Raw genomic sequence first — 26,394 nt, forward strand, 5'->3', positions numbered from 1 at the left:
ATCGGCGACCTCGGTGGGGAGCTCCACCCGCCGCATGAAATCGGCCTCCACCGGCAGGACCGGCAGGCCGGGGAACTTCTCTGCGAGCGCAGCCGAGGAGGCGCGCAGGAAGTCGCCCGCGATGTCGAGGGGGACGTAGGCGGAAGGCCGACACGCCGAGAGCAGCAGCGGGGTCTTGACCGAGGAGCCCGAACCGAACTCGACCACCGCGCGGCCCTCGCCGATCAGCCCGGCGATCTCGGCCGCGCGGGTGGAGAGAATCTCGGTTTCGGCGCGGGTCGGGTAGTATTCGGGCAGGCGGGTGATGTCCTCGAACAGCTGCGAGCCCGCATCGTCGTAGAACCAGCGCGCCGGAACCGCCTTCTGGGCTTCCGCAAGACCGGCGAGGACATCGGCCCGGAAGGCGAGGTCCACTCCGTCCGCATCGCGCTCGACCAGCTTGAGGCCTGCCGGCTTGGTCATCTTCAGGCGTCCTTGGCAAGGCGCAGGCCGGTGAACTGCCAGCGCTGGTGGGGGTAGAAGAAATTGCGGTAGGACACGCGCGAGTGGCCGCGCACCGTCGCGCAGCTGGCCCCGCGCAGCACCACCTGCCCGCTCATGAACTTGCCGTTGTACTCGCCCACCGCCCCTTCCGCGACGCGAAAGCCGGGATAGGGCAGGTAGGCCGAGCGGGTGAACTGCCAGCAATCGCCGAACAGCCCCGGCGAGCCCATCGGCAGCACTGGCCCCGCGCAGCAAAGCTGGTTGCCTCCGCGCGGATCATGTGCCGGGGCGCTTGCCGAGCCGCCCTGCCCGCGTGCGATCGCTTCCCATTCGAACTCGGTCGGCAGCCGCGCGCCCGCCCAGGTAGCGAAGGCATCGGCCTCGAAGTGGGAGATGTGGGTGACGGGCGCATGGGGATCGCGCGCCTGCCAGCCCTGATGGGTGAAATGCGCGCCATCCTCGCCCCAGTAGAGCGGCGCGCGGATCTCCTCGCGCTGCACCCAGCCCCAGCCATCGGCGAGCCACAGGCGGGGGTTGTGGTATCCCCCATCGGCGATGAACTCCGCCCATTCGCCATTGGTCACCAGCCGGTCGGCGAGCGCGAAGGGCTCGAGCAGCACCCGGTGGCGAGGACCCTCGTTATCGAAGGCGAAACCGTCAGCCTGGTGCCCGATCAGGGCGATCCCGCCGGGGTGCGCGTGCCAGACGGGGGAGGCGGCAGCCGGGGTCGCAGCCGCCGCCTCCCCCTTGCCCGCAGCGGGCCACATGGCCGGGCCCAGCGGGTTCTGGAACAGCGCGTGCTTGATGTCGGTGAGAAGCAGCTCGATGTGCTGTTCCTCGTGCGCGATCCCGAGCGCGATCAGCGGCGCCAGCGCCGGATCGGTGAGCAGCGGCGCCATCGCCTCGGTGACATGGGCGCGCCATGCCAGCACTTCGTCGAGGGTCGGCCGCGAGAGCATCCCGCGCGAAGCCCGCGCGATCCGCGCACCCTCGGCTTCGTAATAGGAGTTGAACAGGAACGGCCAGCGCTCGTCGTGGAGCCGATAGCCCGGGGCGTGCTCGCGCAGCAGGAAGGTCTCCCAGAACCAGGTCGTGTGCGCGAGGTGCCACTTGGCGGGGCTGGCATCCTCCATCGACTGGATGCTGGCATCGGCATCGCTGAGCGGCTGCACCAGCGCCTCGGTCAGCGCGCGGGTCTGCAGGAAGCGCGCCGCAAGCGCCTGCGCGGCCACCGCCCCCTCGGGAGCATCCTGCAACTCGCTGCGATGCACGCGCACACCTCCCGTCCAAGTTTGCGCCGACTGCCGGGATCATGCCCGCCTGTCGTGACGCAGGAAAGACGTCTGGTAGCCGCGAGGCTATCGTAAAATCATCACCCGCGTCAGGTTATTGCCCCAAACCGACGGTTTCACGCGGCGTGGCTGACTTCGGCCTCACGCGCACCGCCCGCAGCCTCGTTGAGCATCTCGGCCACGAGGAAGGCAAGCTCGAGCGACTGCTCGGCATTGAGGCGCGGGTCGCAGTGGGTGTGATAGCGGTCGCCGAGGCGTTCCTCGGTGATCGCCACCGCCCCGCCGACGCACTCGGTCACGTCCTGCCCGGTCATCTCGATATGGATGCCGCCGGGGTGCGAGCCTTCGGCGCGGTGGACGGCGAAGAAGCCCTTCACCTCCCTGAGGATGCGGTCGAAGGGGCGGGTCTTGAAGCCGGAATCCGACTTCACGACGTTACCGTGCATGGGGTCGCACGACCACACCACCGGATGGCCCTCGCGCATCACCGCGCGCACCAGCTTGGGCAGGCCCTCCTCGACCTTGTCGTGCCCGTAGCGGCTGATCAGCGTGATCCGCCCGGCCTCGCGCTGCGGGTTGAGGTCATCGAGCAGGCGCAGGAGAACGTCGGGGTCGAGCGAAGGCCCGCACTTCATGCCGAGCGGATTGCCGATCCCGCGCGCGAATTCGATGTGGGCACTGCCGGGGAAGCGGGTGCGGTCACCGATCCACAGCATGTGGGCGCTGGTCGCATACCAATCGCCGGTGAGCGAGTCCCGGCGCGTCATCGCCTGCTCGTAAGGCAGCAGCAGCGCCTCGTGGCTGGTGTAGAAGCTGGTGCCCTTGAGCTGCGGCACCGTGCCGGGATCGATCCCGCAGGCCTCCATGAAATCGAGCGCCTCGCCGATGCGGTCGGCGGTCTGGGCGAACTTCTCGGTCCAAGGCGTGCGGCCCATGAAATCGAGCGTCCACTGGTGGACCTGCCGCAGGTTGGCATAGCCCCCGCCCGCGAAGGCGCGCAGCAGGTTGAGCGTCGCGGCGGCCTGCGAGTAGGCCTTGACCATCCGCGCCGGATCATTGCGGCGGCTGACCGGGTCGAACTCGATCCCGTTGATGTTGTCGCCGAGATAGCTCGGCAGGGTCACGTCGCCGATCGTCTCGGTCGGCGAGGAGCGCGGCTTGGCGAACTGGCCCGCCATGCGCCCGACCTTCACCACCGGGCGCTTGCTGGCGAAGGTCATGACCACCGCCATCTGCAGCAGCACGCGGAAGGTGTCGCGGATGTTGTTTGGGTGGAACTCGGCGAAGCTCTCGGCGCAGTCCCCGCCCTGGAGCAGGAAGCCGTGGCCGTTCGCGACCTGCGCCAGATCGGCCTTCAATGCGCGCGCCTCGCCCGCGAAGACCAGCGGGGGGTAGGACGAGAGCGTCTTCTCGGCCTCGGCCAGCTCCGCCGCATCCTCGTAATGCGGCAGGTGGCGCGCTTCGTGGGCCTTCCAGCTCTCGGGGGTCCAGGTCTCGGGCACGGTCGGAACTCTTTCTACGTCTGGTTGCGCACATGACACGGCGCGGGGGCGCCCGCTACCCGAGCGCGGCACGAATTGTAAAGCGGCAATGCCATGCCGCACAACTTTATTTCCCGCGCACTGTCAGTGGCAGGAACGATCAGCGCCCAACCATCGCCTCTCGCGCAGCATTTGCACTCCCTCCCAGCGGCGCCGCCTCTGCCAGGGTCTGGCCTTCGGGGATGATCGCCATGCGGAAGGTGCGGTCCTGCGTGAGATAACGCGCCGCCAGCGCCTGCATCGCGGCAGGCGTGGTCTGCGAGTAGTCGGGCAGCAGCGTGCGCAGCAGGCCGATCCGGCTCGGGTCCTGGGTCGCGCCTTCGATGTTGTAGAGCCAGAACTGGTTGCCGGTCGAGGCGCGGCGGATCAGCTGGGCGAGCGGCTCGGTCACCCGCGCAAGCTCGTCGGCGGTCGGCGGGTTGGCGGCGAGGTCAGCCGCGATCCTGTCGGCCTCGGCGAAGAACAGCGGCACGAACGCCGGCTCGAGCTGGGCGAGCGCGGTGATCCGCCCGCCGGTGGCAAGATCGGCCGGCCAGCTCGAGAACACCTGCGGCGCATAGCTCGCCCCGGCGCGCTCGCGCAGCGCGTCCATCAGCCGGTTGTTGAACAGCTGGGTGAGGATTTCGAGCTGGCGGCTTTCCGGCAGATCCTCGGTTCCGCCGCCGCTGCGCCACGCCACCACCGCCGCGGCCTGGTTGGCATCGCCGCGGTGGGTGACGACGGTCGGCTTGTCGACCGCCGGGGCGAAGCCCGGCACGCGCGCGGCGATCCCGGCGGGGATCGGGTCGCGCGCGGGCAGCGCGCCGAAGGTGAGGCGCAGTTGCTCGGTGACCTTCGCCTTGTCGAATTCGCCGAACACCAGCACCTCGATCGGCCCCTGCTTCAGCAGCGGCTCCCACACCTTGCGGAATGCCTCGGGCGTGGCGGCCTTGAGCGCGGCCGGATCGGGGGTGGCAAAGCGCCCGTCGCCGCCGGTCACGAGATATTCGAGATCGCGGTTGAGCACCCCGCCGGGGCTGGTGGCATAGGTGTTGTAGGCCAGCTCTGCCCCGGCCTTGGCGCGCAGCACCGGGTCCTTGTCCCAGCGCGGCATGCCGAGCTTGGCAGCGAAGAGGTAGAGCTGATCGTTGACGTCTTCCGAACGGGTCTGCGCGGTGAAGGTGAAGACCGCATCGTCGATGGCGAAATCGAAGCCCAGCTTGCGGCCCGTCGCCAGCCGGTCGATCTCGTTCTGGCCCAGCTCGCCGAGGCCCGAGCCGACCAGCGCCTGCTGGCCAAGCTCGGCATAGACCGCACTGTCGGCATCGAAGGCGCGCCAACCCGCGCCGAAGCGCACGCGCACGGTGACGCGGCCGGGCTCGGCATCGTTGGCCCAGAGCAACGCCTTGACTCCGTTGGCGAAATCGACCTGTTCGACCTCAAGCACACCGAGCGGGGTCTGGCTGACGATGGTGCCCGGCTCACCCACCGGAGGCAGATCGGCAAAGGCGATCGCCGCGCCCGCGACGCGCGCCGAGCTGTCGGCCGCCGCCTTGCTGGCGAGCGCGGCGCGGATCGTCGGCACATCGGCCTCGCCCGCCGCCGGGGTTACATAGACCCCGCGCGTGACCGTGCCCTCGAACAGCGCGCGGGTGCGCTTGAGGACGGCCGCCGGGGTGAGGCGCGGCTTCATGTTGCGGAACACCTCCAGCACCACCTTGGGCGCGGCGACGGTTTCGCGGATATCGACCGCGTTGACGAGATTGTCGGCAAGGTCGCTGCCCGATTGCACGCTTTCCTGTTCGACCTGGTTGACGAACGCGACGTCGAACTGCGCGATCTCGCGGTCGATCTCCTCCTGCGTGGGCGGATTGGCGATCGCGTCGGCGATCACGCTGCGCACGTCGGCGAGCGCGGCCTTCCAGTCGGCGGAGAGCGGCGCGAAGGTCACGAAGGTGGCATCGACGGTGCGCGAGACGTCGTCCTGCTGGACCTGCGCATAGAGGAAGCTCCCGCCCCCGCGCGCGCGGCTTTCGAGCCGGCGGTTGATGATCGCCTGTGCTACCGCGTCGGTGAGCAGGCCCTCGTTGTAGACGATCGTGTCCTGAACCGGGCGCCACGGACGCAGGATCGCATAGGTGAGGCTGCGCGGCAGATCGGGCTCGACGCCCACCGCCAGCTCGCCGATCGGGGGCAGCCCGCCGACGGGCTTGGCAGCGCCCTTGGGCGCGACCGGATCGCCGAAATCGGGGGCGACGCCCGAGGGGCCGGTGCCCTGCCAGTCGCCGAACCACTGCTCCACCAGCCCGGCAAGCACCATCGGATCGGCATCGCCCGCGACCACGATCACGGTGTTCTCGGGCCGGTACCAGCGGTCATAGAAGGCCTGCACCGCCACCCCGTCCGCGCCGTTGAGCGTCGCATCGGTGCCGATCGGATTGCGCACCGCAAGGCGCTGGCCGGCGAAGAAGGTCTGGCGCGTGAGGTCGCCGGTGCGCTGCGCCGCGCCGCCGCGCTCGCGCTTCTCGGCGAGCACGATCGGGCGCTCGGCCGCGACATTGGCGTCGGACAGCACCGGCTCGCGGATCATGCCCGAGAGCAGCTTGAAGCTCTCCGCCAGCTTGGCATCGTCGATGTTGGGGATGTCGAGCTTGTAGGCGGTGTGGGTCGGCGTGGTCTCGGCATTGGTGTCGTTGCCGAAGGTCGCGCCGAGCCGCTGCCAGGCCGAGATCGCCTCGGCCTTGCCGAGATACTTGCTCTCGCGGAACAGCAGGTGTTCGAGCAGGTGGGCAAAGCCCTGTTCGCTGTCCTGCTCATGAAGCGAGCCCGCGTCGATCCGCACCCGGATCGAAACTTGACGCGGCGGCACGCCGTTGCGGCGCACGGCATAGCGCAGCCCGTTCTTCATCTCGCCGAACAGCCACTTGTCGTCGACCGGGATGTCCGAGCCCTGGTAGAGCCAGGGCACGGTGCCGCCGGTCTGCAGCGCCCGGGGCGCGGGCACCGGGGGCGCGACCGGAGCGGGAGCCGCGTCCGGCGCAGCGGTCTGGGTCGCGGCGTGCTGGGCGGCGACCACCCGCTTGCCGGTCTTGTCCGAAGGCGGCGCTGCGGCCTCGTCGGCAAGCAGCGGCTGGAGCGCAACCAACGGGGCAAGAACGAGGGCGAGCGCGCGCGCGGCGCGGGAGAAGGACGTCATGGGTCCGACTATAGGGCGGCAAAGTCTGAAGCGATAGTGAATGCTTATCGCGATTTGCGCGGCAGAGGCCTGATGCGAGGCGGCTTGCCCTTGCCCCTCACCCGCGCGCACCCTAGATGAGAGCCATGTTCATCGAGACCGAAACCACTCCCAACCCCGCGGCCCTGAAGTTCCTGCCCGGCCAGATCGTGATGGCCGCAGGCAGCCGCGAATTCGCCACCCCCGAAGCGGCCGAGGCAAGCCCGCTTGCAGCCGCGATTTTCGATACCGGCGAGGTCGTGAACGTGTTCTTCGGTGCGGACTTCGTGTCCGTCACCGCCGCGCCCGGCGCAGACTGGAGCGCCCTGAAGCCGCAGGTGATCGCGATCCTGCTCGACCACTTCGTGTCCGAAGCCCCGCTGTTCACCCCCGCCACCGCCGGCGGCATCGCCGTCCCGCCGCCGGAGGAGGACATGGCGGTCGAGGAGCGTCCCGAGGATGCCGAAGTGATCGCCGCGATCAACGAGTTGCTCGAGACCCGCGTGCGCCCTGCCGTCGCGGGTGACGGCGGCGACATCGCCTATCGCGGCTTCCGCGACGGAGTGGTCTACCTCACCCTCCAGGGCTCGTGCTCGGGCTGCCCGTCGAGCACCGCGACCCTCAAGCACGGGATCGAGGGGCTGCTCAAGCATTACGTTCCCGAAGTCACCGAGGTGCGCGCCGCATGACCGTCCAGTTCCACGATCACGCGCTCTCGCCGGAGGCATTGGACCAGCTGTTTGGCGAGGCACGCAGCTATAATGGCTGGCTCGACAAGCCGGTCAGCGACGCGCAGCTCCACGCGATCTGGGATCTGGTGAAGATGGCGCCCACATCCGCCAACATGCAACCGGTGCGGATCGTGTGGGTCAAGTCGCCCGAGGCCAAGGCGAAGCTCGTCGAATGCGTCGCGGAAGGCAACAAGAAGAAGGTCGCCGCCGCGCCGGTGACCGCGGTGATCGGATACGACGTGGATTTCCACGAGGAACTGCCCTGGCTGTTCCCGCACACCGACGCGAAGAGCTGGTTCGAGGGCAACGAGGCCGGGCGCGAGGAAGGGGCCTTCCGCAACTCCTCGCTGCAAGGGGCCTATCTGATGCTCGCCGCACGCGCGCTCGGGCTCGATTGCGGGCCGATGTCGGGCTTCGATCCGGCCGCGGTCACCGCCGCCTTCTTCGGCGACGAGCCGCGCCACCGGGTGAACTTCATCTGCTCGGTCGGCTATGGTGATCCGGCGAGCATCTTCCCGCGCTCGCCGCGCCCGGAGTTCGCGAGCTTCAACCGCATCGCCTGACGCGCATCCCCGCTTGCGCGCGCCAGCATGCTGAGTTGCGCGTCCCGCTTGCGCGCGCCGCGACGCTGAGGCAGGGCGGGGCCGATGCGCACGCTTGCGATCGAGACCGCCTCCGAGGCCTGCTCCATCGCCCTGTTCGAGGGCGACGCGCTGATCGCGCACGACCACCGGGTCATCGGCCGCGGCCATGCCGAAGCGCTGGTGCCGATGGTCGCAGGCTTGCCGGACAAGGGCCGCGCCGCGCGTATTCTCGTCGGCCTTGGCCCGGGCAGCTTCACCGGCGTGCGCATCGGCCTGGCGACCGCGCGGGCGCTCGGGATCGCCTGGGGGGCCGAGGTGCTCGGATACCCCACGCTGGCGCTGATCGCCGCGCAGGCGCTCGGCCTCCGGCCCGGCAGCGCGGGCGTCACGGTGTGCACCAATGGCGGGCACGGCGAGTGGTTCGTGGCCCCGTTCGGCGCCGATGGCCTGCCGCTGGGCGAGGCCGCCTCGCTCACGCCCGACGCCGCCCGCGCGCGGCCCGGTGCCGCGCTGATCGCCGGCAACCGCGCCGCGCCGCTGGCCGAGGGGACAGACGCCGCGGTGCTCGACCTGCTGCCCGATGCGCGCGCGGTCACGCTGCTGCCTCCCGCGCTCCTCACCACCGCGCTCGCGCCCCTGTACGGCCGCGGCCCCGATGCCACGCCGATGACGGTGCCCGGGGCAGCATGACACCCTGCCCGCACCTCCTCGACCGGATCATGGCGGTGATGGAGGCGGCCTTCGATCCGGCCTACGGCGAGGCCTGGAACCGGCGACAGGTCGCCGACGCCCTCGCGATGCCGAGCACCCATGCGCTGGTGGCCGATGCGGCGGGCAAGCTGATCCCGGAGGGGCCCGGGCCCGCCGCCTCGCCCGCCGGTTTCGTGCTCTCGCGCCACGTCCTCGATGAGGAGGAGCTGCTGCTGATCGCGGTCACGCCCGGTGCGCGGCAGCGCGGCGTGGGGGCGGCGCTGGTCGAACATCTCTTCACCGCCGCCCGCACCCGCGGCACGGCGCGCGTATTTCTCGAAATGCGGCGCGGCAATCCCGCTATCCATCTGTATCGCAAGTTCGGTTTCGAACCGATAGGAGAGCGGCGCAACTATTACCGCATGGCAAATGGCGAAAGGATCGACGCGATTACTTTCGCGCGCTCTATCGACTGACACTCCTTTCACCGCGAAATGGTGAACAAGCAAAGCAACCTAGTTGCCATGATTGCACTCTTGCGCCATGGCACAGTACCGGCGCAGTGGTAAAGACGCCTGTGAGGAACTCATGCAAGATCTGGAAATCGATATGAAAGAAACGCTTATCACGCTGACCAGCGACATCGTCGCTGCGCACCTCAGCAACAATGATGTCGCCGTGGCCGATGTCCCCGGCCTCATCACCAATGTCTATGCGGCACTTGCCAATCTCGGCGAGACGCCGGTGGTCGAAGAAGCCAAGCCTCAGCCCGCCGTCGCGATCCGCAATTCGGTCAAGCCCGATTACATCGTGTGCCTTGAAGACGGCAAGAAGCTGAAGATGCTCAAGCGCTATCTTCGCACCAATTACAACATGAGCCCTGAGGAATACCGCGCGCGCTGGGGCCTGCCGGCCGACTATCCGATGGTCGCGCCCAACTATGCCGAAAAGCGCCGCGATCTCGCCAAGAAGATCGGGCTCGGCCGCAAGCCGGGCACGCCGGCGCCAAAAGCCCGCCGCGCCCGGAAGACCGCCTGACCTCCGGCCCCTCCGGGTCGCGCCCGGGCCAGGTTCAGGCACCCGCCCCGCTCTGCCCCTGTTGAGAGGGCGGAGGGGGCGCTTGAGCAAGCAGCCCCGTCCCTGTAGGGGTGGGGTTGCAATGCTATTGGGCGCCCGCACTCGGCAGGGGCACCGCGCAAGGCGATGGAGCTTTTCTTGACCCACAAGATCGATCTCGAACAACTTTGCGCCGAAAAGGGTCTGCGCATCACCGAACAGCGCCGCGTCATCGCCAAGGTGCTCTCGGAGAGCGACGACCATCCCGATGTGGAACTGCTCCACAGCCGCGCCGCCGCGATCGATCCGCGCATCTCGATCGCCACGGTCTACCGCACCGTGCGCCTGTTCGAGGAAGCCGGCATCCTCGACCGCCACGATTTCGGCGACGGCCGCTCGCGCTACGAGCCGGTGCCCGAGGCGCATCACGATCACCTGATCGACGTCGAGACCGGCAAGGTGGTCGAATTCGTCGATCCCGAAGTCGAAGCGCTCCAGCGCCAGATCGCCGAGCGACTGGGCTACCGGCTGGTCGACCACCGCATGGAGCTCTACGGCGTCAGGCTCTCGCGCAATGACTGAGCGCGCGCGATGACCGCGTGGGAGCTGCGCCTCGCCGCGGCGCGGGGGCAGGTGACGCCGATCAGCCTTGCAGGCTGGCTGCGCATTGTCGCGCGCTCGCTCGGCCTCATCGCGCTGCTGCTGGTGTTCGTGCCGCTCCACTACCTCTACCGCGTCATCTCCTACGGTTCGCCCTTCCCGATGCTGTTCCTGCGCTGCGCCGCGCGGGTGTGCGGGGCGCGGGTCAAGGTGGTGGGGACGCACCTCAAGCGCGATGTGTTCTTCGTTGCCAACCACATCTCCTGGGTCGACATCCTCGCGCTCGCCGGCGCGAGCGGAACGGCTTTCGTTGCCAAGGCCGAGCTTGCGACCGCGCCGGTGGTCGGCTGGCTCGCGAGCCTCAACCGCACCGTCTTCGTCAAGCGCGAGCACCGCATGGGCGTGGCCGAGCAGATCAACGCCCTCAAGGAGGCGCTGGTCGACAACTGGTCGGTCACCGTCTTCCCCGAAGGCACCACCACCGACGGCCAGTCGCTGCTCCCCTTCAAGACCTCGATGCTCTCCGTGCTCGAGCCGCCCCCGCCCGGCGTGCTCGTCCAGCCGGTCATCCTCGACTACGGGCCGGTCGCCGAGTGGATCGGCTGGATCGGCGAGGAAGGCGGCCTCAACAACGCCAAGCGCGTGCTGTCGCGCAAGGGCAGCTTCCCCGTCCGGCTCCACTTCCTCGAGCCTTTCAGCCCGGAGGACTTCAAGGGCCGCAAGGCGATCAGCATCGAGGCGCGCCGCCGGATCGAGGAGGCGCTGGTCGAGATCCGCGGCCACCCCTTGCGCCCCTTCGCCCACTCGGTCGCCCCGGTGCGCTACGAGGCGAAGAGCGAGGCCGCCGACTAGAGCCCCGCGCGCACCAGCCAATCGTGGAAGATCCGCACCGGACGGCTCTCGAGCGCGACCGGCTTGCACACGAACCAGTAGGAGTAGGGACTTTCCACGGGCACGCCGGGCAGGTTGATCAGCCGGTTGTCGTTGGCGCGGCGCAGGTGGTCGTCGTGCATGATCGCGATGCCGAGGCCTTGCGCCGCCGCCTCGAGCATCAGCGCGCCCGAATCGTAATGGTCGATCGCGGCCAGATCCATCGTCTCGAGCCCGTTGGCCTTCTTCCACGCCACGAAGCTTTCGGGCATCTCGTTGTGGATCAGGAAGGTCTGCTTGGCCATCACCTCGGGGGTGATCTCGGTACCGATCGCGCGCGCGGTCTCCTTGGAACAGATCGCGTGGACGAGGTTGTGGTCGAGCCGCACCGCGTGCAACCCGCTCGCCGGCCCGCGCGAGAGGATGATCGCCGCATCGAGCGTGTCACCGACCCGGTCCTCGAGATGCGGCGCGCTGTCGATGTCGATGTGGAGCAGCGGGTGGCGTTTGCGCAGCTCGCCCAGCCGCGGGAACAGCCGCTGGCTGCCGAACATCGGCAGGACGCCCAGACGCAGGCGCAGCAACGCGATGTTGTCCGACTGGCTCTCCACCGCCCGCGCGAGCGCTTCCATGTGCGGGTTGACCGCCTCGTAGAAGGCTTGGCCCTCGTCGGTCAGCTGCATCGACTGGCGCGCGCGGGTGAACAGCTTCTTGCCGACGAATTCCTCGAGATTGCTGATCCGCCGCGACAGCGCCGAGGGGCTGAGGCCGATCTCCTCGGCGGCCGCGCGCGCGGAACCGAGACGCACCGTGCGCATGAAGGCTTCCAGGGCGCGCAGGGGCGGCAGGCGGCGTGCAGGCATTTTCATATCTCCTCAGTGCGAGCAGATACGTCCCAGCGCCCAAATAGATGCAAAAAATCGAAGAAAAATTCTCGCCCACCGGCAAAAGTTGCGGCTACTGCACCTCTTCCTGGGCCGCAGGGGGGTGCAGCCGCAAGCGCGTGACGTGAGTCTCGTCGCCCGCCGTCACCTCGATCCGCCAGCCGCTGGGATGTTCCAGCACTGTGCCGACCGGCGGCACCGCCTCGGCCAGCACGAAAGCGAGGCCGCCCAGCGTGTCGACGCTTTCGGCGACCTCGGCAAGGCGCGGATCGATCTTTTCAGCAATATCATCAAGTTCGGCGCGCGCGTCGACATCCCACATGCCTTCACCGATCGGCGTGATCAGTTCGGGCGGGGCGTCGTCATGCTCGTCCTCGATATCGCCGACGATCTCCTCGACCAGGTCCTCGATGGTGATGAGCCCGTCGGTGCCCGAGAATTCGTCGAGCACGATGGCGAGGTGCACGCGCTGGGTGCGCATGTCGGCGAGCACGTCCAGCGCCCCGCGCGCCTGCGGCACGTAGAGCGGCTGGCGCATCAGCGTGGTCCAGTCGGCGGGCGGCGGGGTGCCGTTGGCGAGGAAGGGGAAGACGTCCTTGATGTGGATCATCCCGATCACGCTATCGAGCGTGTCGCGGTAGACCGGCATGCGCGAATGGCCATGCTCGGAGAAGGCGGCGACCATCTCCTCCCAGCTGATCGTCGCTTCGACCGCAATGATCTCGCCGCGCGGGACGGCGACGTCGTCGGCATCGTGTTCGGAGAAGTGGAGGAGGTTGCGCAGCATCTGCCGCTCGACCCGCGACAGGTCGCCGCCGGTGGCGGCACCCTCGCCCGGGCCGCCGTTCTCGTCCTCGTGCTCGTCGATCGCTTCTTCGAGCTGTTCGCGCAAGGAGCGCGCGCCCTCGAGCCCGAGCATCTTGCGAAGCGCGGACATCAGCCCGCTGCTACTGTCCGCCTCTCCCGATGGGGATGCAGACGAATGGGAATCGGCCATGGCCTTGCGAGTGGCTCCTGTTGGTGTCAGGCGCCATATGGGTCAGCGATGCCCAGTTTGGCAAGTATCCGGGTTTCGAGCGCCTCCATCGCCTCGGCCTGTTCGTCGCTGTCGACATGGTCGTGACCGGCAAGGTGCAGGAGGCCATGGACGATGAGGTGCGCGGCATGGGCTTCGAGCGTGACGCCCTTGTCCGCCGCCTCGCGCGCGCAGGTTTCATGGGCGAGCGCGATGTCGCCGAGCATGGCGGGCGGGCCATCGGGGGCAAGCGCGGCGAGCTCGCCGGGCGCGAGCATCGGGAAGGAGAGCACGTTGGTCGGCTTGTCGCGCCCGCGCCATTCGCGGTTGAGCGTGTGAACCTCGGCGTCGGAAGTGAACAGCAGGCTCACCGCCAGGCGCGGGTTGGCGAGCAGCGGCTCGCCCTCCCCCGCCGCCGCCGCGGCGCGGATGGCGAGCGCTTCCCAGCCGCCTGCCGGCCAATCCTCGAGGTCGATGTCGAGCTCCATTGCGCAAGGCCCATAGCGCGATTTTCGCAAGGCGGGAACGGCGTCGGCGCAAATGCGCGGCGCGTGCCGACCGACGCGGCACCGCGCCGTGCTCCCGGGCGCATGCGCGACACGGTTTACCTTTTCTGCTAGGTGCGTGTTCATCAACTTCTTCAAAGTTCGACCAAAGGTTCAATTCTCCGGGAGAAGGGGAAGGCAATGCGGGCTCTTCGGCACACCCTTGGCATGACACTGGCGCTGCTGCTGCTCGGCTGTGGCGGTGACGACAGCGGCGGAAACGGGCCGCCGCCGGTCGGTTCCCCCGCGCCCAGCCCCGCTCCGACGCCCACGCCCTCCCCGACGCCGGCGCCGACGCCGACACCAACCCCGACACCGACCACCAGCGCGGTCACCCAGCGGATCGTTGCCTCGTTCAGCAACCCGTGGGCGATGGTGTTCCTGCCCGACGGACGGCTGCTCGTGACCGAGCGCCAAGGGGCGCTGTTCCTCGTCACCACGGCCGGGGCCAAGACGCAGGTCACCGGCGTGCCGTCGGTGGTCTTCGCCAACCAGATCGGTCTCCACGACATCGTGCTCGATCCGTCCTTCGCCACCAACAGCCGCGTCTGGCTGAGCTATGCGGAGGGCGCGAGCGGGGGCCAGCGGATCGCAGTCGCCTCGGCGACGCTGAACCTTGCCGGCACGCCGGCGCTTCAGAACCTGTCGGTGGTGTGGCGCAGCACGCCTGCCACCACCGGCGGGCACCTAGCTGCACGGCTCGCCTTTGCGCCCAACGGCAATTCGCTGTTCGTGAGCACCGGGGACCGCCAGCAGGGTGCCCCGGCGCAGGATCTTGCGACCACACTGGGCAAGATGATCCGCATCAATCTCGACGGCACACCTTTCGCCGGCAATCCCTTCGCCTCCAACCCGAACGCCCGGCCCGAGATCTTTTCCTACGGCCAGCGCAATCCGCTCGGGATCGTCTTCGCCGCGGACGGGCGGCTATTCTCGAGCGAGATGGGGCCCTCGGGCGGCGACGAGTTCAACCTCATCGCGGGCGGCAGCAATTATGGCTGGCCGCTGGCGTCCGAAGGCAACAATTACGACGGATCGCTGATCCCGCGCCACGCGACCAATGCCGCCTTCACCGCACCGCTGGTGACCTGGTCGACCATCGCGCCGGCCGGGATCATCCAGTACCGCGGCACGCGCTTTGCCGGATGGACCGACGATTTCCTGATCGCGGGGCTTGTCCAGCAGGGCATCGTGCGGGTGCGGGTCACCGGCAATACCGCGCAGGAGGTCGGACGCATCGGCCTCGGCGCGCGCATCCGCGAGGTCGAGCAAGGCCCTGACGGGCGCATCTGGGTGCTGCAGGACGGCGGCACCGCGAACCTTGTGGAGCTGAGCCCAGGCTAGGGCGTCGCCTTTGCAGGGGCTAGGTGCCCTCGCTCTCGTCCCTGCCCTCATAGGCTTCGACGATCCGGCCCACGATCGGGTGGCGCACCACGTCGGCGGCGGTGAAGCGGATCGTGCCGAAGCCCTCGATCCCTTCCAGCCGCTCGACCGCATCATTGAGCCCGCTCATCCGCGGCCCGCCGGGGATGTCGACCTGGCGCGGGTCGCCGCAGATCACCATCCGGCTGTTCTGGCCGAAGCGGGTGAGGAACATCTTCATCTGCTCGCGCGTGGTGTTCTGCGCCTCGTCGAGGATGATGAAGCTGTCGGCGAGCGTGCGCCCGCGCATGAAGGCAATCGGCGCGATCTCGATCTCGCCGTTCGCCAGTCGGCGCTCGACCTGTTCGGGCGGCATGCAGTCGTTCAAGGCGTCGTAGAGCGGGCGCAGATAGGGATCGACCTTCTCCTTCATGTCGCCGGGGAGGAAGCCGAGCTTCTCCCCCGCCTCCACCGCCGGGCGCGAGAGGATCAGGCGCTGGACGCTCCCGGTAATCAGCTGGCTGACCGCCTGCGCCACCGCGATATAGGTCTTGCCCGTCCCGGCCGGGCCCAATGCGAAGATGATGTCCTCCTTCGCCAGCGCGCGCATATAGTCGATCTGCGTCGCCGAGCGCGGCACGATGGTCTTCTTGCGCGTGCGGATCATGATCGGCGGCGCGCCGTCGTCGCCCGCGATGATCCCTTCGAGCGTGGGTTCGGCCGACATCGCGATCAGCGCCTCGACTGCGCCGCTATCGAGCGCCTCGCCCCGCGCGAGCCGGTCATACATGGTCTTCAGAGTCTCGCGGGCGCGGGCAACATCGTCCTCGGGCCCCTCGATCACCACCTGATGGCCGCGCGCGTGGATGAACACCCCGAGCCGGTTTTCGACCTGCACCAGATTGGAATCGAACTGCCCGAAGAGGGGCCCGAGCAGGGCCTGGTTCTCGAAGGTCAGGTCGACACGCGCGCGCCGCTGTGCCGGAATGCCGCGTGGATCGGGCGAGAGCGCCGGATGCCCGGCACGGGAGGGTCGTCGGCCCATAAGGTCCTTTGTCTGCGGCAGAAGGACGATCCCTCGGCCCTTGAGTCGCAAAGGTAAGTTCCCCGCGCGCCATGGCAAGCCGGGTGCGGCGAGATGGTGGTGGAAAGTCACGGATGCTTCACATCCGCGCCCGCGCGGTGCTATGCTGACGCGTCCAAGCCCCTGAAAGGCAGCCCGAAGATGCGCATCGTCGCCGGCATCCTGACCGCGCTGCTGATCGCCGCGCCCGCTGCGGCGCAAGACGGCGCGGCGCGCGCTCAGCCCGAGATCATCGTCCGCCCGCCCCCGACCGAGGCCGAGCGCAAGCGCGAGCTGCGCGAATTTGCCCGCGACGTGATCCGCCCGCCGCGGATGGACGATCCGGTGGCGAAGTTCTTCTTTCCGGTCTGCGTCAAGGTGCTCGGCCTCGCGCCCGAGGATGCCGAGGTGGTCGCCGAGCGCATCCGCGAGAATGCAGACGCTCTCGGCGTCGGGGCCGATCGTGCCTCCGGCTGCGTGCCGAGCGTGCGCGTCGCCTTCATGGCCCCGGCGGCAGGCCCGGCGGAGCGCTGGCTGAATTCCGAGTCGCCGCAACTCGCCCACCTTGCCGCCTACCAGCGCGAACGGGTGCTGGGCGAGGCAGGGCCGGTCAGGGCGTGGAACAAGGTCGCGGTGCGTGATTTCCTCGGGCAGCCCATCAGGGCGGGTGAGACACTTTGGCTCGACCCCCCGCCGCAAAACCGAACCGATCCGATCGTCACCACCGAGATCACGGGCGCTGCCGTCCTGATCGCGCGCGAGGCGGCGCACGGCTTCACGCTCGGCCAGCTGGCGGATTACATCACGATGCGCGCGCTGCTCGGCACCGGAGCGCCCGAGGGAGCAGCGCCTGCGCCGACGATCCTCACCCTGTTCGACGATGCCGCGCCGCCGGCCGGGCTGACCGCGTTCGACAGAGCGCTGGTGCGCGAACTCTATAACGCCTCGCGCAATGCAAGCCCCCGCCGGGTCTTCAACGACATCGCCCGTGCAGCAGTGGCGGCGGAGCCCTCAGACATGCGCGAGAACGCGGCCCCGTAGCGAGTTCGGCCCCGCCTCGGCCAGTTCCACCTCGACCAAGCCGCCGATGGCATGGTCGCCCTCGAAGTGGACGCTCTGCAGCCACGGCGACTTTCCGAGCCACTGGCCGGGATGCCGTCCCGTGCGCTCGACCAGTACTTCACAAGTCTTGCCGACGCTCGCCCGGTTGAAGGCGAGCTGATGCTGCCCGATGCGCTGCTGAAGACGCTGGAGCCGGTCGTCCATCACCTCAGGTGCGATCTGGCCGTCCATCGTCGCCGCCGGGGTGCCGGGGCGCGGGGAGTATTTGAAGCTGAAGCAGGCGGCGTAGCGGACCGCGTCGACGATGCTCAGGGTGTCCGCGAACTCCGCCTCGGTCTCGCCCGGAAAGCCGACGATGAAATCGCCCGACAGCGCGATGTCGGGACGGACGGCGCGGAAGCGCTCGATCAGCTTCAGATAGCTTTCCGCGGTGTGCTGGCGGTTCATCGCCTTGAGCACGCGGTCGCTCCCGGCCTGCACGGGCAGGTGCAGATAGGGCATGAGCTTGGCGACCTCGCCATGCGCGGCGATGAGGTCCTCGTCCATGTCGTTGGGGTGGCTGGTGGTGTAGCGGATGCGCGCGAGGCCATCGATGCCCGCCAGCACACGGATCAGCCCGCCCAGCCCCACGCGCCGCCCCTTTTCGTCCTCGCCCGCCCAGGCGTTGACGTTCTGGCCGAGCAGCGTGATCTCCTTCGCCCCCGCTTCGACCAGTTTCTGCGCCTCGGCGACCAAATGGCTAAAGGGCCGCGAGATTTCCGCACCGCGGGTATAGGGGACAACGCAATAGGTGCAGAACTTGTCGCAGCCTTCCTGCACGGTGAGGAAGGCGCTCGGGCCGCGCTTGCGCCGCGCGGGGAGCGCGTCGAACTTGGCGATGGCGGGCATGTCGGTATCGGTGGCGCGCTCGCCCTTCAACGCTTGCCCGAGCATCTGCGGCAGGCGGTGATAGGCCTGCGGGCCGACCACGATGCTGACCGCCGGGGCGCGGGCCATGATCTCCTCGCCCTCGGCCTGCGCGACGCAGCCTGCCACCGCGATCAGCGGCTGCTTGCCCGCCTCCTCGCCGGCCTTCACGAGCCGGCCGATGTCGGAATAGACCTTCTCGGCCGCCTTCTCGCGGATGTGGCAGGTGTTGAGGATGACGAGGTCCGCCTCCTCCCCCTCGGGCGCGGGCTGGATGCCGCGCTCGGCGAGCAGCTCGCCCATGCGCTCGCCATCATAGACGTTCATCTGGCAGCCGAAGCTCTTGACCCGGTAGGTCTGGGGGGCGGAGGTGGGTTTCATGAGGGGTGCGCCTTTAGCGCCGATGGGGCCGCGGTTCAATCGTGCGGCCAGCGACGGGAGCCGTAGCCGCAAGGATCGGACACGCCGCGCCATAGGCTCCCCGCCCAAGCGCCGGTTTTCACGCGATATTCACGGCTTGCTGCGACATGGCACCATGGTTTGCAGCATGAAGCCCTTCACTGATGTACGGCGATAAGCCCGAAAGCCCCTTTGCGGGCGCTCTTGCGCGCTGCTTCACCGTGCCCGTGATCGTCAGCTGGGCAGCTGCGGCGCTGACCTGGATGATCCTCGTCACCCTGCCCAAACAGGACAGCACCGGCTGGTGGCTGTTCGCGATGATCGCGCTCATCATCGGCATCGTCACCATCGCCCCCCTGTACGAAATGGGTTTCGGTCCGATCGAGGCGTTCCTGATCGTCGGAGGGCTATCGCTCGCGCTGGTCGCGCTGCTGTTTCTCGTTGGGCTGTGGCGGCGCGAGCCGATCCTCGTCGGGATCGCCGGTCATGCGGCGATCGCTGGGATCGGCTTCGCGCTGTTCTGGCAGAGCCTGCAAGGCCACGTCGTCTCGCCGGGGATCTAGGCCCCCTATCGTCAGGCCACCGTCGCCTTGACGATCTTGCCCGGCGCGCGCGGCGGTTCGCCCTTGGGAATGGCGTGGACGTGTTCCATCCCGCTCACCACCTGGCCCCACACGGTGTACTGCTTGTCGAGGAAGCGCGCGTCGTCGAGGCAGATGAAGAACTGCGAATTGGCGCTGTTGGGGTTCTGCGCGCGGGCCATCGAGCACACGCCTTCGACGTGGGGCTCGGCGTTGAATTCGGCCGGAAGGTCGGGCTTGTCGCTGCCGCCCATGCCGGTGCCGGTCGGATCGCCGCCCTGCGCCATGAAACCGGCGATCACGCGGTGGAAGATCACCCCGTCGTAGAAGCCTTCCTGCGCCAGCTCGGTAATGCGCGCGACATGGCCGGGGGCAATGTCGGGGCGCAGCTTGATGACGACATCGCCGGTCTCGCCGGTGCCGTTGTCGAGGGTGAAGGTGAGGGTTTCGGCCATTTCGGTATCTCCTGCGTCGATTTGCCCGCGCTTTTAGCAGCCATTGTCCGCCTGTCACCCTCCCCGGCTTGCTTTTGCGCCCTCCCCGCCTAAACCGCCGACATGGCCGACGACCTCACCCCAGATGACGATCTGCTGATCGCCGATTCCGGTGAGGTGGAAGTGCGTCCGGACGACCGCGTCGACGATGAACGCCACGACGAGGAAAACCGCCTCAAGCCCTCCTTCGTCAGCGCCGTCCACGATGCGCTCGAGGCGGGGGACAAGGGCGCGGTCTATGATCTGGTCGAGCCGCTCCACGCCGCCGACATTGCCGACCTCATCGAACTGCTCGAACCGCGCGAGCGCGCGCAGCTCGCCTCCGCGATCAGCGATCTGATGACCGGCGACGTGGTCGCCGAACTCAACGATTACGTCCGCGAAGACCTGATGGACACGCTGTCCGCGCAGGCCGTGGCGGTGATTGCCGAACAGCTCGACACCGACGATGCGGTGCAGCTGATCGAGGACCTCGACGAGGCCGATCAGCGCGCGGTGATGGCCGAGCTCGAGCCGGAGACGCGCGAGGCGGTCTCGAGCGCGCTGGCCTATCCCGAAGAGACCGCCGGGCGCCTGATGAGCCGTCACTTCGTGGCGGTGCCCGAGCATCTCACCGTCGGCGACCTCATCGATTACCTGCGCGAGGACGGCGATCTCGAGCATGACTTCTTCGAAGTCTTCGTGATCGACGAGCGGCACCACCCGGTCGGCACCTGCGCCTTGAACTGGATTCTCACCACGCCGCGTTCGGTGAAGCTCACCGACCTGATGAAGCGCGACCAGACCCTGATCCCGGTGACGATGGACCAGGAAGAGGCCGCGCTGATGTTCCAGAAATACGCGCTGATCTCGGCCGCGGTGGTGGACGAGAGCGGGCGGCTGGTCGGCCAGATGACGGTCGACGACGTCGTCCACATCATCTCCGAAGAGGCGGGCGAGGACGCGCTGCTGCTGTCGGGAGCAGGCGACGGCGACATCAACGAGCCGATCCGCGAGGCCTATGGCGCGCGCGTGCGCTGGCTGATCGCCAATCTCGGGACAGCGGTGGTCGCCTCCTCGATCATCGCCTTCTTCGGCGCGGCGATCGAGCAGCTGGTGGCGCTCGCGGTGCTCATGCCGATCGTCGCCAGCATCGGCGGCAATGCGGGGACGCAGACCATGGCGGTGGCGGTGCGCGCGATTGCGACCAACCAGCTGACCCGCTCCAACACCCGCCGCATCCTGTGGCGCGAGTTCCGCGTGGCGCTGCTCAATGGCGGCACCATCGCGGTGCTGATCGGGCTGGCGGCGGCGGTGCTGTTCACCCCGATGATGGGCGTGGTGATCGCGCTCGCGATGATTATCAACATCGCGATTGCCGGCCTCGCCGGCGTGCTGGTGCCGGTGATCTTCGAGCGGCTCGATCAGGACCCGGCGGTGGCTTCATCCGTGTTCGTGACGATGATCACCGATTCGATGGGCTTCTTCGCCTTCTTAGGTTTGGCAGTGGTGATGGGACTGGTCACGTTCTAGCTTTCTCCCTCAACGACATGCGGGAGAGAGCGAGTGGCAGGACGGGTGGCAGGCAAGGTTGTGCTGCTGACAGGCGGCGCGATGGGTCTGGGCAAGGCGGCGGCCAAGGCCCTTCTGGCCGAGGGCGCGAGCGTCGTCATCACCGATATCGACGAGGCCGCAGGGACCGCCACGTCCGCGGAGCTGGGCTGCGGCTTTCTCCACCAGGACGTCACCGACTGGACGCGCTGGCAGGAGGTCATCGCCGAGGTAGAAGCCAGCCACGGGCGGCTCGACGTGCTGGTCAACAATGCCGCAATCACCGTCTTCGGCTCGATCGCCGACATCAGCCCGGAGGAGTTCCGGCGTTGCTACACGGTCGATGTCGATTCGATCTTCATGGGCTGCAAGGCCGCGATCCCGCTGATGGCGCGCGGCGGGGGCGGCTCGATCATCAACTTCTCCTCGGCCGCGGGCAACAAGGTCTCGCCCGATCTGGCCGCCTACAACTCCGCCAAGGCGGCGGTGGTGACGCTCACCAAGTCCATCGCGCTCTACTGCGCGCGCGAGAAAAACGGCGTGCGGGTGAACGCCGTGCAGCCGGGCACGATCCTCACCCCCAATGTCGAGAGCGTCATCGCCGGCACCCCCGACCCGGACGCCACCCGCGCGGCCTTCAGCATTGCCCAGCCGATTGGCCGGATGGGCGAGGTCGAGGATATCGCACATCTCGTGGTCTACCTCGCCAGCGACGAGAGCAGGTTCGCCACAGGCGCGCCCTTCATTGTGGACGGGGGCCTCTCGATCGCTTGATCGCGGGCGGCTTTGGCCCACATTGGGGCCATGCCTCTCCACCTCACCAAGATCGCCTTCGGGGCGAAGAGCTATGCCGAGCTCGAAGGCTGGTATCGCGGGCGCAGCACGATCCGGCTCACCACCCGCAACCGGCCGACGCGCCATGCGGAATGCATCGGCGGGTCGCTCTACTGGATCCTCAATCACGCAATCGTCGCGCGCTCGCCGGTCCTCGGCTTCGAGAAGACCGAGGACGGGCGCTGGGACATCGTGCTCGAGCCGCGCCTGATCCGCGTCCGTCAGCAGGCGAAGCGCGCGCATCAGGGCTGGCGCTACCTCACCCAGGACAAGGCGCCCGGCGATCTGGCCGAGGGCGAGGACATCGGCGATGCCCTCCCCGGCAAGCTGGCGATGAAGCTCGAGCGCCTCGGGCTGGTCTAGCCGCTCACCCGCGGGGGGGCGGTGCCGGTGCAGCACAGGAAGGCCGCGCCGGTGAAGATCATGTTGAGCCCCACCACCAGCCCGAGCAGCGCCAGCGACCAGCCGCTCGGCAGTCCGAGCAGCACCAGCGCGCCGAGCACCAGCGACAAGAGCCCCGACACCAGAAACAGCCCCCACCCTCGCTGCGGGCGGATCTGCGCGGCCATCAGGATCCGCGCAATGCCGTCAGCCGCGAAGAACGCGCCCAGCGCCAGCGTCAACGCCAGCAGCCCGGCAAAGGGATTGACGAGGAACACCAGCCCGCCGAGCAGATAGAGCACACCGAGCACGATCTGCACCGCCCTCCCCTGCCAGCCATGCACGCGAAAGGCGTGGACGAGCGCCGCGATGCCGCCCGCCAGCAGCGTCAGCCCGACCACAAGATTGAACGACAGCGCCGCCAGCAGCGGGAAGGCGAGCGACAGCACGCCGACCACCACCAGCACGACGCCGAGCACCACGAAGCCGCTCCGCCGCACCGGGGTGCGCGCACCGAAGCGCTTGTATTGGGCCTTGGGATAGGCCGCCATCGGCTCAAGCCTCCTTGTTGGACGGGGACGCGCGCGGCGCCAGGCCGGGGAGCGCCGCTCCCCGACCCGGTGCCTGCGCCTCGTCAATCGATCAGAAACCGACCGCGCGCGCATTGCCCGCGTTGTGGCCGCCATTGCGGGTGAGCACTTCGCGCAGCTTCGCCTCGTCGAGGCCGACGTCCTCGATCGTCACCACCACGCCGCCATTCTTGATGCGGTCGTTGTAATAGGTCGCATCCTCCTCGCTCACGCCGTGCTTGGTGAGCGTCTCGTTGAGCGTGCCGCCGATCGCGCCGAGCACCGCGCCGACGCCGACCGCTTCGGGCGCGGCAGCGGCAGCGATTGCCCCTGCGGCGGCCAGCGGGCCAACCCCCGGGATCGCCAGCGCGGCAACGCCGAGGCCTGCGCCCAGCGCGCCTCCGCCGAGAACCCCGCGCAGCACGTTGCGGTGTTCCTCGTCGGTCACCTCGCCATCGCCGGTGGAGGTGGTGGTGGTGCCCTTGTGATGGGCGATCACCGACATGTCATTGTCGCCGATCCCGAGCGAGCGCAGGTCGTTCACCGCGCGCTCGGCTTCGGCGTGGCTGTCGAAAATCGCGGATACCTTGGACATTGCTGTTCTCCTGCAAGCTGGGACGCCCGCGCAAGAATAGCGGGGCGTGTGACCATGGCTTGCAGGAGGCAGGCCGCGAGGGCGCTGTCATGGGTGGGTGATGCGGCGGCGCTCAGCCGAAATCCGGGTCAGGTGGTCGCGCGGGTCTTCTCGGCGACGCGGCGCAGCGCGTTGGCATAGACCTCCGGAGCCTGCGCGCCGGGGATCAGGAACCTGTTCTCCACGATCATCGCCGGCACGCCCGAGATGTTCATGTCCCAAGCCTGCGCCTCCTCGGCGAGCACGCGCGCCTCGAGTTCGGGGTCGTCGAGCGCGGCTCTGGCCGCTTCGCGGTGGAGGCCGGCGCCCGCCGCGATGTCGAGCAGCACGGCCCGGTCGCCGAGGTTTCGGCGCTCGTTGAAATGGGCCCGGAACAGCGCGAGCTTGAGCGCGGTCTGCACCTCCGGCCCGGCCTGCTCCAGCGCAAGGGCGAGCAGCTTGTGGCAATCGCGGGTGTTCCACATCATCGCGGGCGGGGCCTCACCCTCGCCCTCCCACGACAGCGACACCCCCGCGCCCTCGGCAATTGCCTTCATCTGGCCGCGGATCCGCGCGCCCTCCTCGGCGGGACGACCATATTTGCGGCGGAGGTGGGCTTCCTGCTCCTCGCCCTCGGGGGGCATCTGCGGGTTCAGCTCAAAAGGCCGCCAGCGGATTTCGCCTGCGATCTCGCCTTCCAGTTCCTTGAGCGCCTTGGTCAGCTGGCCGTAGCCGATCAGGCACCAGGGGCACATGACATCGGAATAGATGTCGATGGTGAGTTTTTGCGGAGCGGTCATCGGTCGAGCCACCATGAGACGAGGTGATGGGCGATGGCGAAGGGGCGCGGGAAGTAGAGCAGGTCGGTCCCCGCTTCCCCCGCCGCGCGCGCGGCTTCGAGTTCGGCGCGGGTGAACCAGCGCGCGTCCTCGAGCTCGGTCTCGTCGATGGTGAGTTCGGGGTCGTCCGCGACCGAGGTGCAGCCGATCATCAGCTGGCTCGGGAAAGGCCAGGGCTGGCTGGCGATGTATTTCACATCGCGCACCCGCACCCCCGCCTCCTCGTGGATCTCGCGCGCGACCGCCTCCTCGATGGTCTCGCCCGGTTCGACAAAGCCCGCGAGCGCCGAATACATCTTCGGCGGAAAGCGCGGCTGGCGGCCGAGGAGCAGGCGGTCCTCATGCTCGACCAGCATGATCGTGACGGGATCGGTGCGCGGGAAGTGGTCCGCACCGCAATTGTCGCAGTGCCGCTGCCACCCGCCTTTCACAAGGCTGGTGGCCGAGCCGCAGCGCGCGCAGAAACGGTGGCGCGCGTGCCAGTCGACGAGGCTGCGCGCCCCGCCATAGATCGCGAGATCCGGCGGCGCGAGCTGGGTCATCAGCTGCCACGCCCTCGGCATGGCATAGGCCGGCCCCTCCGCGCCCTCGCCCGGCACGGGAGCGAAATGCGCCTTGCCCTCGAGCATCCCGAGGAACACCAGCTCGGCATCCTCGGGCACGTCGGCGAGGCTGCCCCAGACGAGCCCGCCCTGCTCGTCCACCCCCGGCAGCAGCCCGTCGAGCAGCAGCACCTTCGCGCGCCAGTTCATCAGCCCGCCCAGCGCCTCGGGATCGACGCGGATGTGATCGGCACGGTCGAGCGGCGAACCCGAAAAGGCCATCAACCCGGCGGCAGGAGCGGGCGCGTGCATCAGGCGGCCTTCTTCATGGCGCGCATCGCGGCGAGGTCCTTCTCCAGCGCGGCCATGAATTCGTCGCGGATCGGATAGGCCTCGGACGGCATGTACTGCGTCCACAGGCACGAGCGCAGCTTGAGGTCGAAGTCGACCGCGCCGAGCGTGCCCGCCGCCCCGCCCCAACCGAAGCTCGACCCCTTGGAGCGCCCGCCTGCGCCGTGGCCCTCACCCTCGAGCCAGCTGCCCTTGAGGTCGACGCTCGCCGGGATGAGGTTGGAGGTGCCGACGCGCACCGCCTCCTCGCTCATGACGAACTTGCCGTCCAATGTGCCGTAGCCGAGCAGCATGCGCAGGAAGCGGTCGTAGTCCTTGGGGCTCGAGACGAGGCCCCCGCCGCCCGCTGCGACTTCGGGCGGATCGAGGAAGACCGAGGCCGCGCCCGGATCGATCGGAAACGGCGTGCCGCCGACGATGCCATAATTGTCGGTGAGGCGGTGCGCCTCGCTGGCGGGCACCTGCATGAAGGTGCTGGTCATGCCGCAGGGATCGAAGATGCGCTGCTTGAGGAAGGCCTCGAACTCCATCCCGCTCGCCACTTCGATCACCCGGCCGAGCAGGTCGATCGAGGCCGAATAGCTCCACTTGGTGGCCGGCTGATACATCAGCGGCAGCTCGGCGAGGCGGTCGGCCCAGACCGCGAGGCCCGGCGCTGGCGTGACCGGCTCGATCCCCGGGATCGGCATGCGGCTCACCCGCCCGCCGATCAGGCCCTGCTGGTTGAACGCCTTCTGGAGCGGCCCCTTGCTGATGATCTGGTAGCCGAGCCCGGCGGTGTGGGTCAGCAGCATGCGGATCGTGATCGGCTGATTGGCCGGCACGGTGTCGTCGAGCGAGCCCTCGGGATCGACCAGCACCTGCATGTCGCGGAAGGCCGGGAGGATCTCGTGCACCGGCTGGTCGAGGCCGAGCTTGCCCTCGTCGATCAGGATCATCGTCGCCATGCCGGTGATCGGCTTGGACATCGAATAGATGCGGTACAGCGAATTCTCGTCGACCGGCGCAGGCTTGCCCAGCGCCAGCGTCCCGCCGCCGACGGTGTGCGCGTGGGGCTGCTGGTCCCAGCCGAAGGTCAGGAACAGGTTGGCGACCTTCCGCCCGCTCACATACCGGTCCGCCAGCGCCGCGACATTGGGCCAGCTTTCGGCGGCATCATGCGCAAAGGCGGCGCGGCCGAAGGGCAGGCCCGAAAGGGCAGCGCCGCCAGCAAACATCGCGCTGTAGCGCAGCAGCGAGCGGCGCGAGACCTGGGGCTGGAGGAGGGTGTCGAAGGGCATCGGGAAGAATCTCCAAGCGGCATTTTCGCGCGCCTGTCTGCGGCAGGGCGTGGGCCCCGTCAATCCGCGCAAGGCGGCTTGCATGCGCCCGGTGTCTTATCTAT

At 68.5% G+C, this 26,394-nt stretch carries 28 protein-coding genes; 13 read left to right on the top strand and 15 right to left on the bottom strand.

Going from position 1 to position 26,394, the window contains the following annotated elements; translation table 11 throughout:
• The 4 genes from AX692_RS05125 to AX692_RS05140 all read right to left on the bottom strand — a co-directional run.
• On the bottom strand, positions 1-462 hold a 462-nt coding region (locus AX692_RS05125; protein WP_196491768.1), incomplete at its 3' end, for an L-histidine N(alpha)-methyltransferase.
• Between the two features lie 2 nt (positions 463-464).
• Positions 465-1,754 carry an ergothioneine biosynthesis protein EgtB gene (gene egtB / locus AX692_RS05130; RefSeq protein ID WP_081095149.1) on the bottom strand — a complete coding sequence of 430 codons (1,290 nt, stop codon included), beginning with the start codon at positions 1,752-1,754 and terminating at the stop codon, positions 465-467.
• Between the two features lie 137 nt (positions 1,755-1,891).
• Positions 1,892-3,277: a class II 3-deoxy-7-phosphoheptulonate synthase gene (locus AX692_RS05135; RefSeq protein ID WP_073973677.1), complete on the bottom strand. Its 1,386-nt coding sequence runs from the start codon at positions 3,275-3,277 to the stop codon at positions 1,892-1,894.
• Between the two features lie 139 nt (positions 3,278-3,416).
• Complete coding sequence (locus AX692_RS05140; RefSeq protein WP_073973678.1) at positions 3,417-6,491, bottom strand: M16 family metallopeptidase; 3,075 nt, start codon at positions 6,489-6,491, stop codon at positions 3,417-3,419.
• Positions 6,492-6,616: 125 nt separating this feature from the next.
• Between AX692_RS05140 and AX692_RS05145 the strand changes: the two genes are divergently transcribed.
• From AX692_RS05145 to AX692_RS05175, 7 genes are all read left to right on the top strand, one after another.
• Entirely contained in the window at positions 6,617-7,198 is a 582-nt protein-coding gene (locus tag AX692_RS05145) for a NifU family protein (protein ID WP_073973679.1), read from the top strand.
• Positions 7,195-7,803: a malonic semialdehyde reductase gene (locus AX692_RS05150; protein ID WP_073973680.1), complete on the top strand. Its 609-nt coding sequence runs from the start codon at positions 7,195-7,197 to the stop codon at positions 7,801-7,803. The genes AX692_RS05145 and AX692_RS05150 overlap by 4 nt, the downstream gene beginning before the upstream one ends.
• 84 nt (positions 7,804-7,887) lie before the next feature.
• Positions 7,888-8,514: a tRNA (adenosine(37)-N6)-threonylcarbamoyltransferase complex dimerization subunit type 1 TsaB gene (tsaB, locus tag AX692_RS05155; protein WP_073973681.1), complete on the top strand. Its 627-nt coding sequence runs from the start codon at positions 7,888-7,890 to the stop codon at positions 8,512-8,514.
• Positions 8,511-8,990 carry a GNAT family N-acetyltransferase gene (locus tag AX692_RS05160; RefSeq protein WP_073973682.1) on the top strand — a complete coding sequence of 160 codons (480 nt, stop codon included), beginning with the start codon at positions 8,511-8,513 and terminating at the stop codon, positions 8,988-8,990. Before tsaB ends, AX692_RS05160 begins: the two co-directional genes overlap by 4 nt.
• A 112-nt stretch (positions 8,991-9,102) precedes the next feature.
• Complete coding sequence (locus AX692_RS05165) at positions 9,103-9,552, top strand: MucR family transcriptional regulator (protein ID WP_073973683.1); 450 nt, start codon at positions 9,103-9,105, stop codon at positions 9,550-9,552.
• 177 nt (positions 9,553-9,729) lie between these two features.
• A complete protein-coding gene (locus tag AX692_RS05170) occupies positions 9,730-10,152 on the top strand; it encodes a Fur family transcriptional regulator (RefSeq protein ID WP_155645045.1) in 423 nt (140 codons plus the stop codon).
• A 9-nt stretch (positions 10,153-10,161) separates the two neighbouring features.
• On the top strand, positions 10,162-11,022 hold the full coding sequence (locus AX692_RS05175; protein WP_073973685.1) for a lysophospholipid acyltransferase family protein: 861 nt from the start codon (positions 10,162-10,164) through the stop codon (positions 11,020-11,022).
• Here the strand turns inward: AX692_RS05175 and AX692_RS05180 are convergent.
• From AX692_RS05180 to ybeY, 3 genes are all read right to left on the bottom strand, one after another.
• Positions 11,019-11,903, bottom strand: a complete 885-nt coding sequence (locus tag AX692_RS05180) for a LysR substrate-binding domain-containing protein (protein ID WP_081095150.1) — start codon at positions 11,901-11,903, stop codon at positions 11,019-11,021. The genes AX692_RS05175 and AX692_RS05180 overlap by 4 nt on opposite strands.
• A 94-nt stretch (positions 11,904-11,997) precedes the next feature.
• Positions 11,998-12,861: a hemolysin family protein gene (locus tag AX692_RS05185; protein ID WP_419470473.1), complete on the bottom strand. Its 864-nt coding sequence runs from the start codon at positions 12,859-12,861 to the stop codon at positions 11,998-12,000.
• A gap of 86 nt (positions 12,862-12,947) precedes the next feature.
• Complete coding sequence (gene ybeY / locus AX692_RS05190; protein WP_073973687.1) at positions 12,948-13,427, bottom strand: rRNA maturation RNase YbeY; 480 nt, start codon at positions 13,425-13,427, stop codon at positions 12,948-12,950.
• A 198-nt stretch (positions 13,428-13,625) separates the two neighbouring features.
• Here ybeY and AX692_RS05195 point away from each other — a divergent pair, with 198 nt between their 5' ends.
• Positions 13,626-14,828, top strand: coding sequence for a PQQ-dependent sugar dehydrogenase (locus AX692_RS05195; protein WP_073977066.1), 1,203 nt, complete (start codon positions 13,626-13,628; stop codon positions 14,826-14,828).
• Between the two features lie 19 nt (positions 14,829-14,847).
• Here the strand turns inward: AX692_RS05195 and AX692_RS05200 are convergent, their stop codons facing one another.
• The gene (locus AX692_RS05200; RefSeq protein ID WP_073974817.1) at positions 14,848-15,891 is read right to left on the bottom strand and encodes a PhoH family protein; all 1,044 of its coding nucleotides are present in this window, start codon (positions 15,889-15,891) and stop codon (positions 14,848-14,850) included.
• Positions 15,892-16,071: 180 nt separating this feature from the next.
• Between AX692_RS05200 and AX692_RS05205 the strand changes: the two genes are divergently transcribed.
• Positions 16,072-16,950 carry a hypothetical protein gene (locus tag AX692_RS05205; protein WP_073974816.1) on the top strand — a complete coding sequence of 293 codons (879 nt, stop codon included), beginning with the start codon at positions 16,072-16,074 and terminating at the stop codon, positions 16,948-16,950.
• Here the strand turns inward: AX692_RS05205 and miaB are convergent.
• Positions 16,921-18,258, bottom strand: coding sequence for a tRNA (N6-isopentenyl adenosine(37)-C2)-methylthiotransferase MiaB (gene miaB / locus AX692_RS05210; RefSeq protein ID WP_073977068.1), 1,338 nt, complete (start codon positions 18,256-18,258; stop codon positions 16,921-16,923). The genes AX692_RS05205 and miaB overlap by 30 nt on opposite strands.
• 182 nt (positions 18,259-18,440) lie before the next feature.
• On the opposite strand from miaB, the gene AX692_RS05215 reads away from it, so the two are divergent.
• A complete protein-coding gene (locus AX692_RS05215; RefSeq protein ID WP_073976017.1) occupies positions 18,441-18,839 on the top strand; it encodes a hypothetical protein in 399 nt (132 codons plus the stop codon).
• An 11-nt stretch (positions 18,840-18,850) separates the two neighbouring features.
• Here the strand turns inward: AX692_RS05215 and AX692_RS05220 are convergent, their stop codons facing one another.
• The gene (locus AX692_RS05220) at positions 18,851-19,312 is read right to left on the bottom strand and encodes a peptidylprolyl isomerase (protein WP_073976016.1); all 462 of its coding nucleotides are present in this window, start codon (positions 19,310-19,312) and stop codon (positions 18,851-18,853) included.
• Positions 19,313-19,414: 102 nt separating this feature from the next.
• Between AX692_RS05220 and mgtE the strand changes: the two genes are divergently transcribed.
• From mgtE to AX692_RS05235, 3 genes are read left to right on the top strand one after another with little or no spacing between them, the layout of a single operon-like run.
• Entirely contained in the window at positions 19,415-20,863 is a 1,449-nt protein-coding gene (gene mgtE / locus AX692_RS05225; RefSeq protein WP_073976015.1) for a magnesium transporter, read from the top strand.
• Between the two features lie 33 nt (positions 20,864-20,896).
• Entirely contained in the window at positions 20,897-21,655 is a 759-nt protein-coding gene (locus tag AX692_RS05230) for a glucose 1-dehydrogenase (protein WP_081095147.1), read from the top strand.
• Positions 21,656-21,685: 30 nt separating this feature from the next.
• A complete protein-coding gene (locus AX692_RS05235; protein ID WP_073976014.1) occupies positions 21,686-22,078 on the top strand; it encodes a DUF1489 family protein in 393 nt (130 codons plus the stop codon).
• On the opposite strand, the gene AX692_RS05240 is transcribed toward AX692_RS05235, so the two are convergent.
• From AX692_RS05240 to AX692_RS05260, 5 genes are all read right to left on the bottom strand, one after another.
• On the bottom strand, positions 22,075-22,647 hold the full coding sequence (locus AX692_RS05240) for a DUF308 domain-containing protein (protein ID WP_073976013.1): 573 nt from the start codon (positions 22,645-22,647) through the stop codon (positions 22,075-22,077). The two genes, AX692_RS05235 and AX692_RS05240, sit on opposite strands and share 4 nt — an antisense overlap.
• Positions 22,648-22,738: 91 nt before the next feature.
• Positions 22,739-23,260 (bottom strand): hypothetical protein, encoded by a 522-nt coding sequence (locus AX692_RS05245; RefSeq protein ID WP_073976012.1) that lies wholly within the window; start codon positions 23,258-23,260, stop codon positions 22,739-22,741.
• A gap of 128 nt (positions 23,261-23,388) precedes the next feature.
• Positions 23,389-24,078 carry a DsbA family oxidoreductase gene (locus AX692_RS05250; RefSeq protein ID WP_073976011.1) on the bottom strand — a complete coding sequence of 230 codons (690 nt, stop codon included), beginning with the start codon at positions 24,076-24,078 and terminating at the stop codon, positions 23,389-23,391.
• The gene (gene nudC / locus AX692_RS05255; protein WP_073976010.1) at positions 24,075-24,971 is read right to left on the bottom strand and encodes an NAD(+) diphosphatase; all 897 of its coding nucleotides are present in this window, start codon (positions 24,969-24,971) and stop codon (positions 24,075-24,077) included. Before nudC ends, AX692_RS05250 begins: the two co-directional genes overlap by 4 nt.
• Positions 24,971-26,290: a serine hydrolase domain-containing protein gene (locus AX692_RS05260; protein WP_073976009.1), complete on the bottom strand. Its 1,320-nt coding sequence runs from the start codon at positions 26,288-26,290 to the stop codon at positions 24,971-24,973. Before AX692_RS05260 ends, nudC begins: the two co-directional genes overlap by 1 nt.
• Positions 26,291-26,394 lie beyond the last annotated feature (104 nt).

Source organism: Erythrobacter donghaensis (assembly GCF_001557325.1).
Classification (GTDB): Bacteria; Pseudomonadota; Alphaproteobacteria; order Sphingomonadales; family Sphingomonadaceae; genus Erythrobacter; species Erythrobacter donghaensis_B.

Bases quoted from the DNA above. Each gene is read 5' to 3' on its own strand.
- AX692_RS05235 (WP_073976014.1), top strand. From the start codon at position 21,686: ATGCCTCTCCACCTCACCAAGATCGCCTTCGGGGCGAAGAGCTATGCC.
- AX692_RS05240 (WP_073976013.1), bottom strand. From the start codon at position 22,647: ATGGCGGCCTATCCCAAGGCCCAATACAAGCGCTTCGGTGCGCGCACC.
- ybeY (WP_073973687.1), bottom strand. From the start codon at position 13,427: ATGGAGCTCGACATCGACCTCGAGGATTGGCCGGCAGGCGGCTGGGAA.
- AX692_RS05250 (WP_073976011.1), bottom strand. From the start codon at position 24,078: ATGACCGCTCCGCAAAAACTCACCATCGACATCTATTCCGATGTCATG.
- AX692_RS05245 (WP_073976012.1), bottom strand. From the start codon at position 23,260: ATGTCCAAGGTATCCGCGATTTTCGACAGCCACGCCGAAGCCGAGCGC.
- AX692_RS05150 (WP_073973680.1), top strand. From the start codon at position 7,195: ATGACCGTCCAGTTCCACGATCACGCGCTCTCGCCGGAGGCATTGGAC.
- mgtE (WP_073976015.1), top strand. From the start codon at position 19,415: ATGGCCGACGACCTCACCCCAGATGACGATCTGCTGATCGCCGATTCC.
- AX692_RS05215 (WP_073976017.1), top strand. From the start codon at position 18,441: ATGTACGGCGATAAGCCCGAAAGCCCCTTTGCGGGCGCTCTTGCGCGC.
- AX692_RS05165 (WP_073973683.1), top strand. From the start codon at position 9,103: ATGCAAGATCTGGAAATCGATATGAAAGAAACGCTTATCACGCTGACC.
- nudC (WP_073976010.1), bottom strand. From the start codon at position 24,971: ATGCACGCGCCCGCTCCTGCCGCCGGGTTGATGGCCTTTTCGGGTTCG.
- AX692_RS05180 (WP_081095150.1), bottom strand. From the start codon at position 11,903: ATGCCTGCACGCCGCCTGCCGCCCCTGCGCGCCCTGGAAGCCTTCATG.
- miaB (WP_073977068.1), bottom strand. From the start codon at position 18,258: ATGAAACCCACCTCCGCCCCCCAGACCTACCGGGTCAAGAGCTTCGGC.
- AX692_RS05185 (WP_419470473.1), bottom strand. From the start codon at position 12,861: ATGTCCGCGCTTCGCAAGATGCTCGGGCTCGAGGGCGCGCGCTCCTTG.
- tsaB (WP_073973681.1), top strand. From the start codon at position 7,888: ATGCGCACGCTTGCGATCGAGACCGCCTCCGAGGCCTGCTCCATCGCC.
- AX692_RS05160 (WP_073973682.1), top strand. From the start codon at position 8,511: ATGACACCCTGCCCGCACCTCCTCGACCGGATCATGGCGGTGATGGAG.
- AX692_RS05140 (WP_073973678.1), bottom strand. From the start codon at position 6,491: ATGACGTCCTTCTCCCGCGCCGCGCGCGCGCTCGCCCTCGTTCTTGCC.
- AX692_RS05260 (WP_073976009.1), bottom strand. From the start codon at position 26,290: ATGCCCTTCGACACCCTCCTCCAGCCCCAGGTCTCGCGCCGCTCGCTG.
- AX692_RS05200 (WP_073974817.1), bottom strand. From the start codon at position 15,891: ATGGGCCGACGACCCTCCCGTGCCGGGCATCCGGCGCTCTCGCCCGAT.
- AX692_RS05220 (WP_073976016.1), bottom strand. From the start codon at position 19,312: ATGGCCGAAACCCTCACCTTCACCCTCGACAACGGCACCGGCGAGACC.
- AX692_RS05175 (WP_073973685.1), top strand. From the start codon at position 10,162: ATGACCGCGTGGGAGCTGCGCCTCGCCGCGGCGCGGGGGCAGGTGACG.
- AX692_RS05195 (WP_073977066.1), top strand. From the start codon at position 13,626: ATGCGGGCTCTTCGGCACACCCTTGGCATGACACTGGCGCTGCTGCTG.
- AX692_RS05145 (WP_073973679.1), top strand. From the start codon at position 6,617: ATGTTCATCGAGACCGAAACCACTCCCAACCCCGCGGCCCTGAAGTTC.
- AX692_RS05205 (WP_073974816.1), top strand. From the start codon at position 16,072: ATGCGCATCGTCGCCGGCATCCTGACCGCGCTGCTGATCGCCGCGCCC.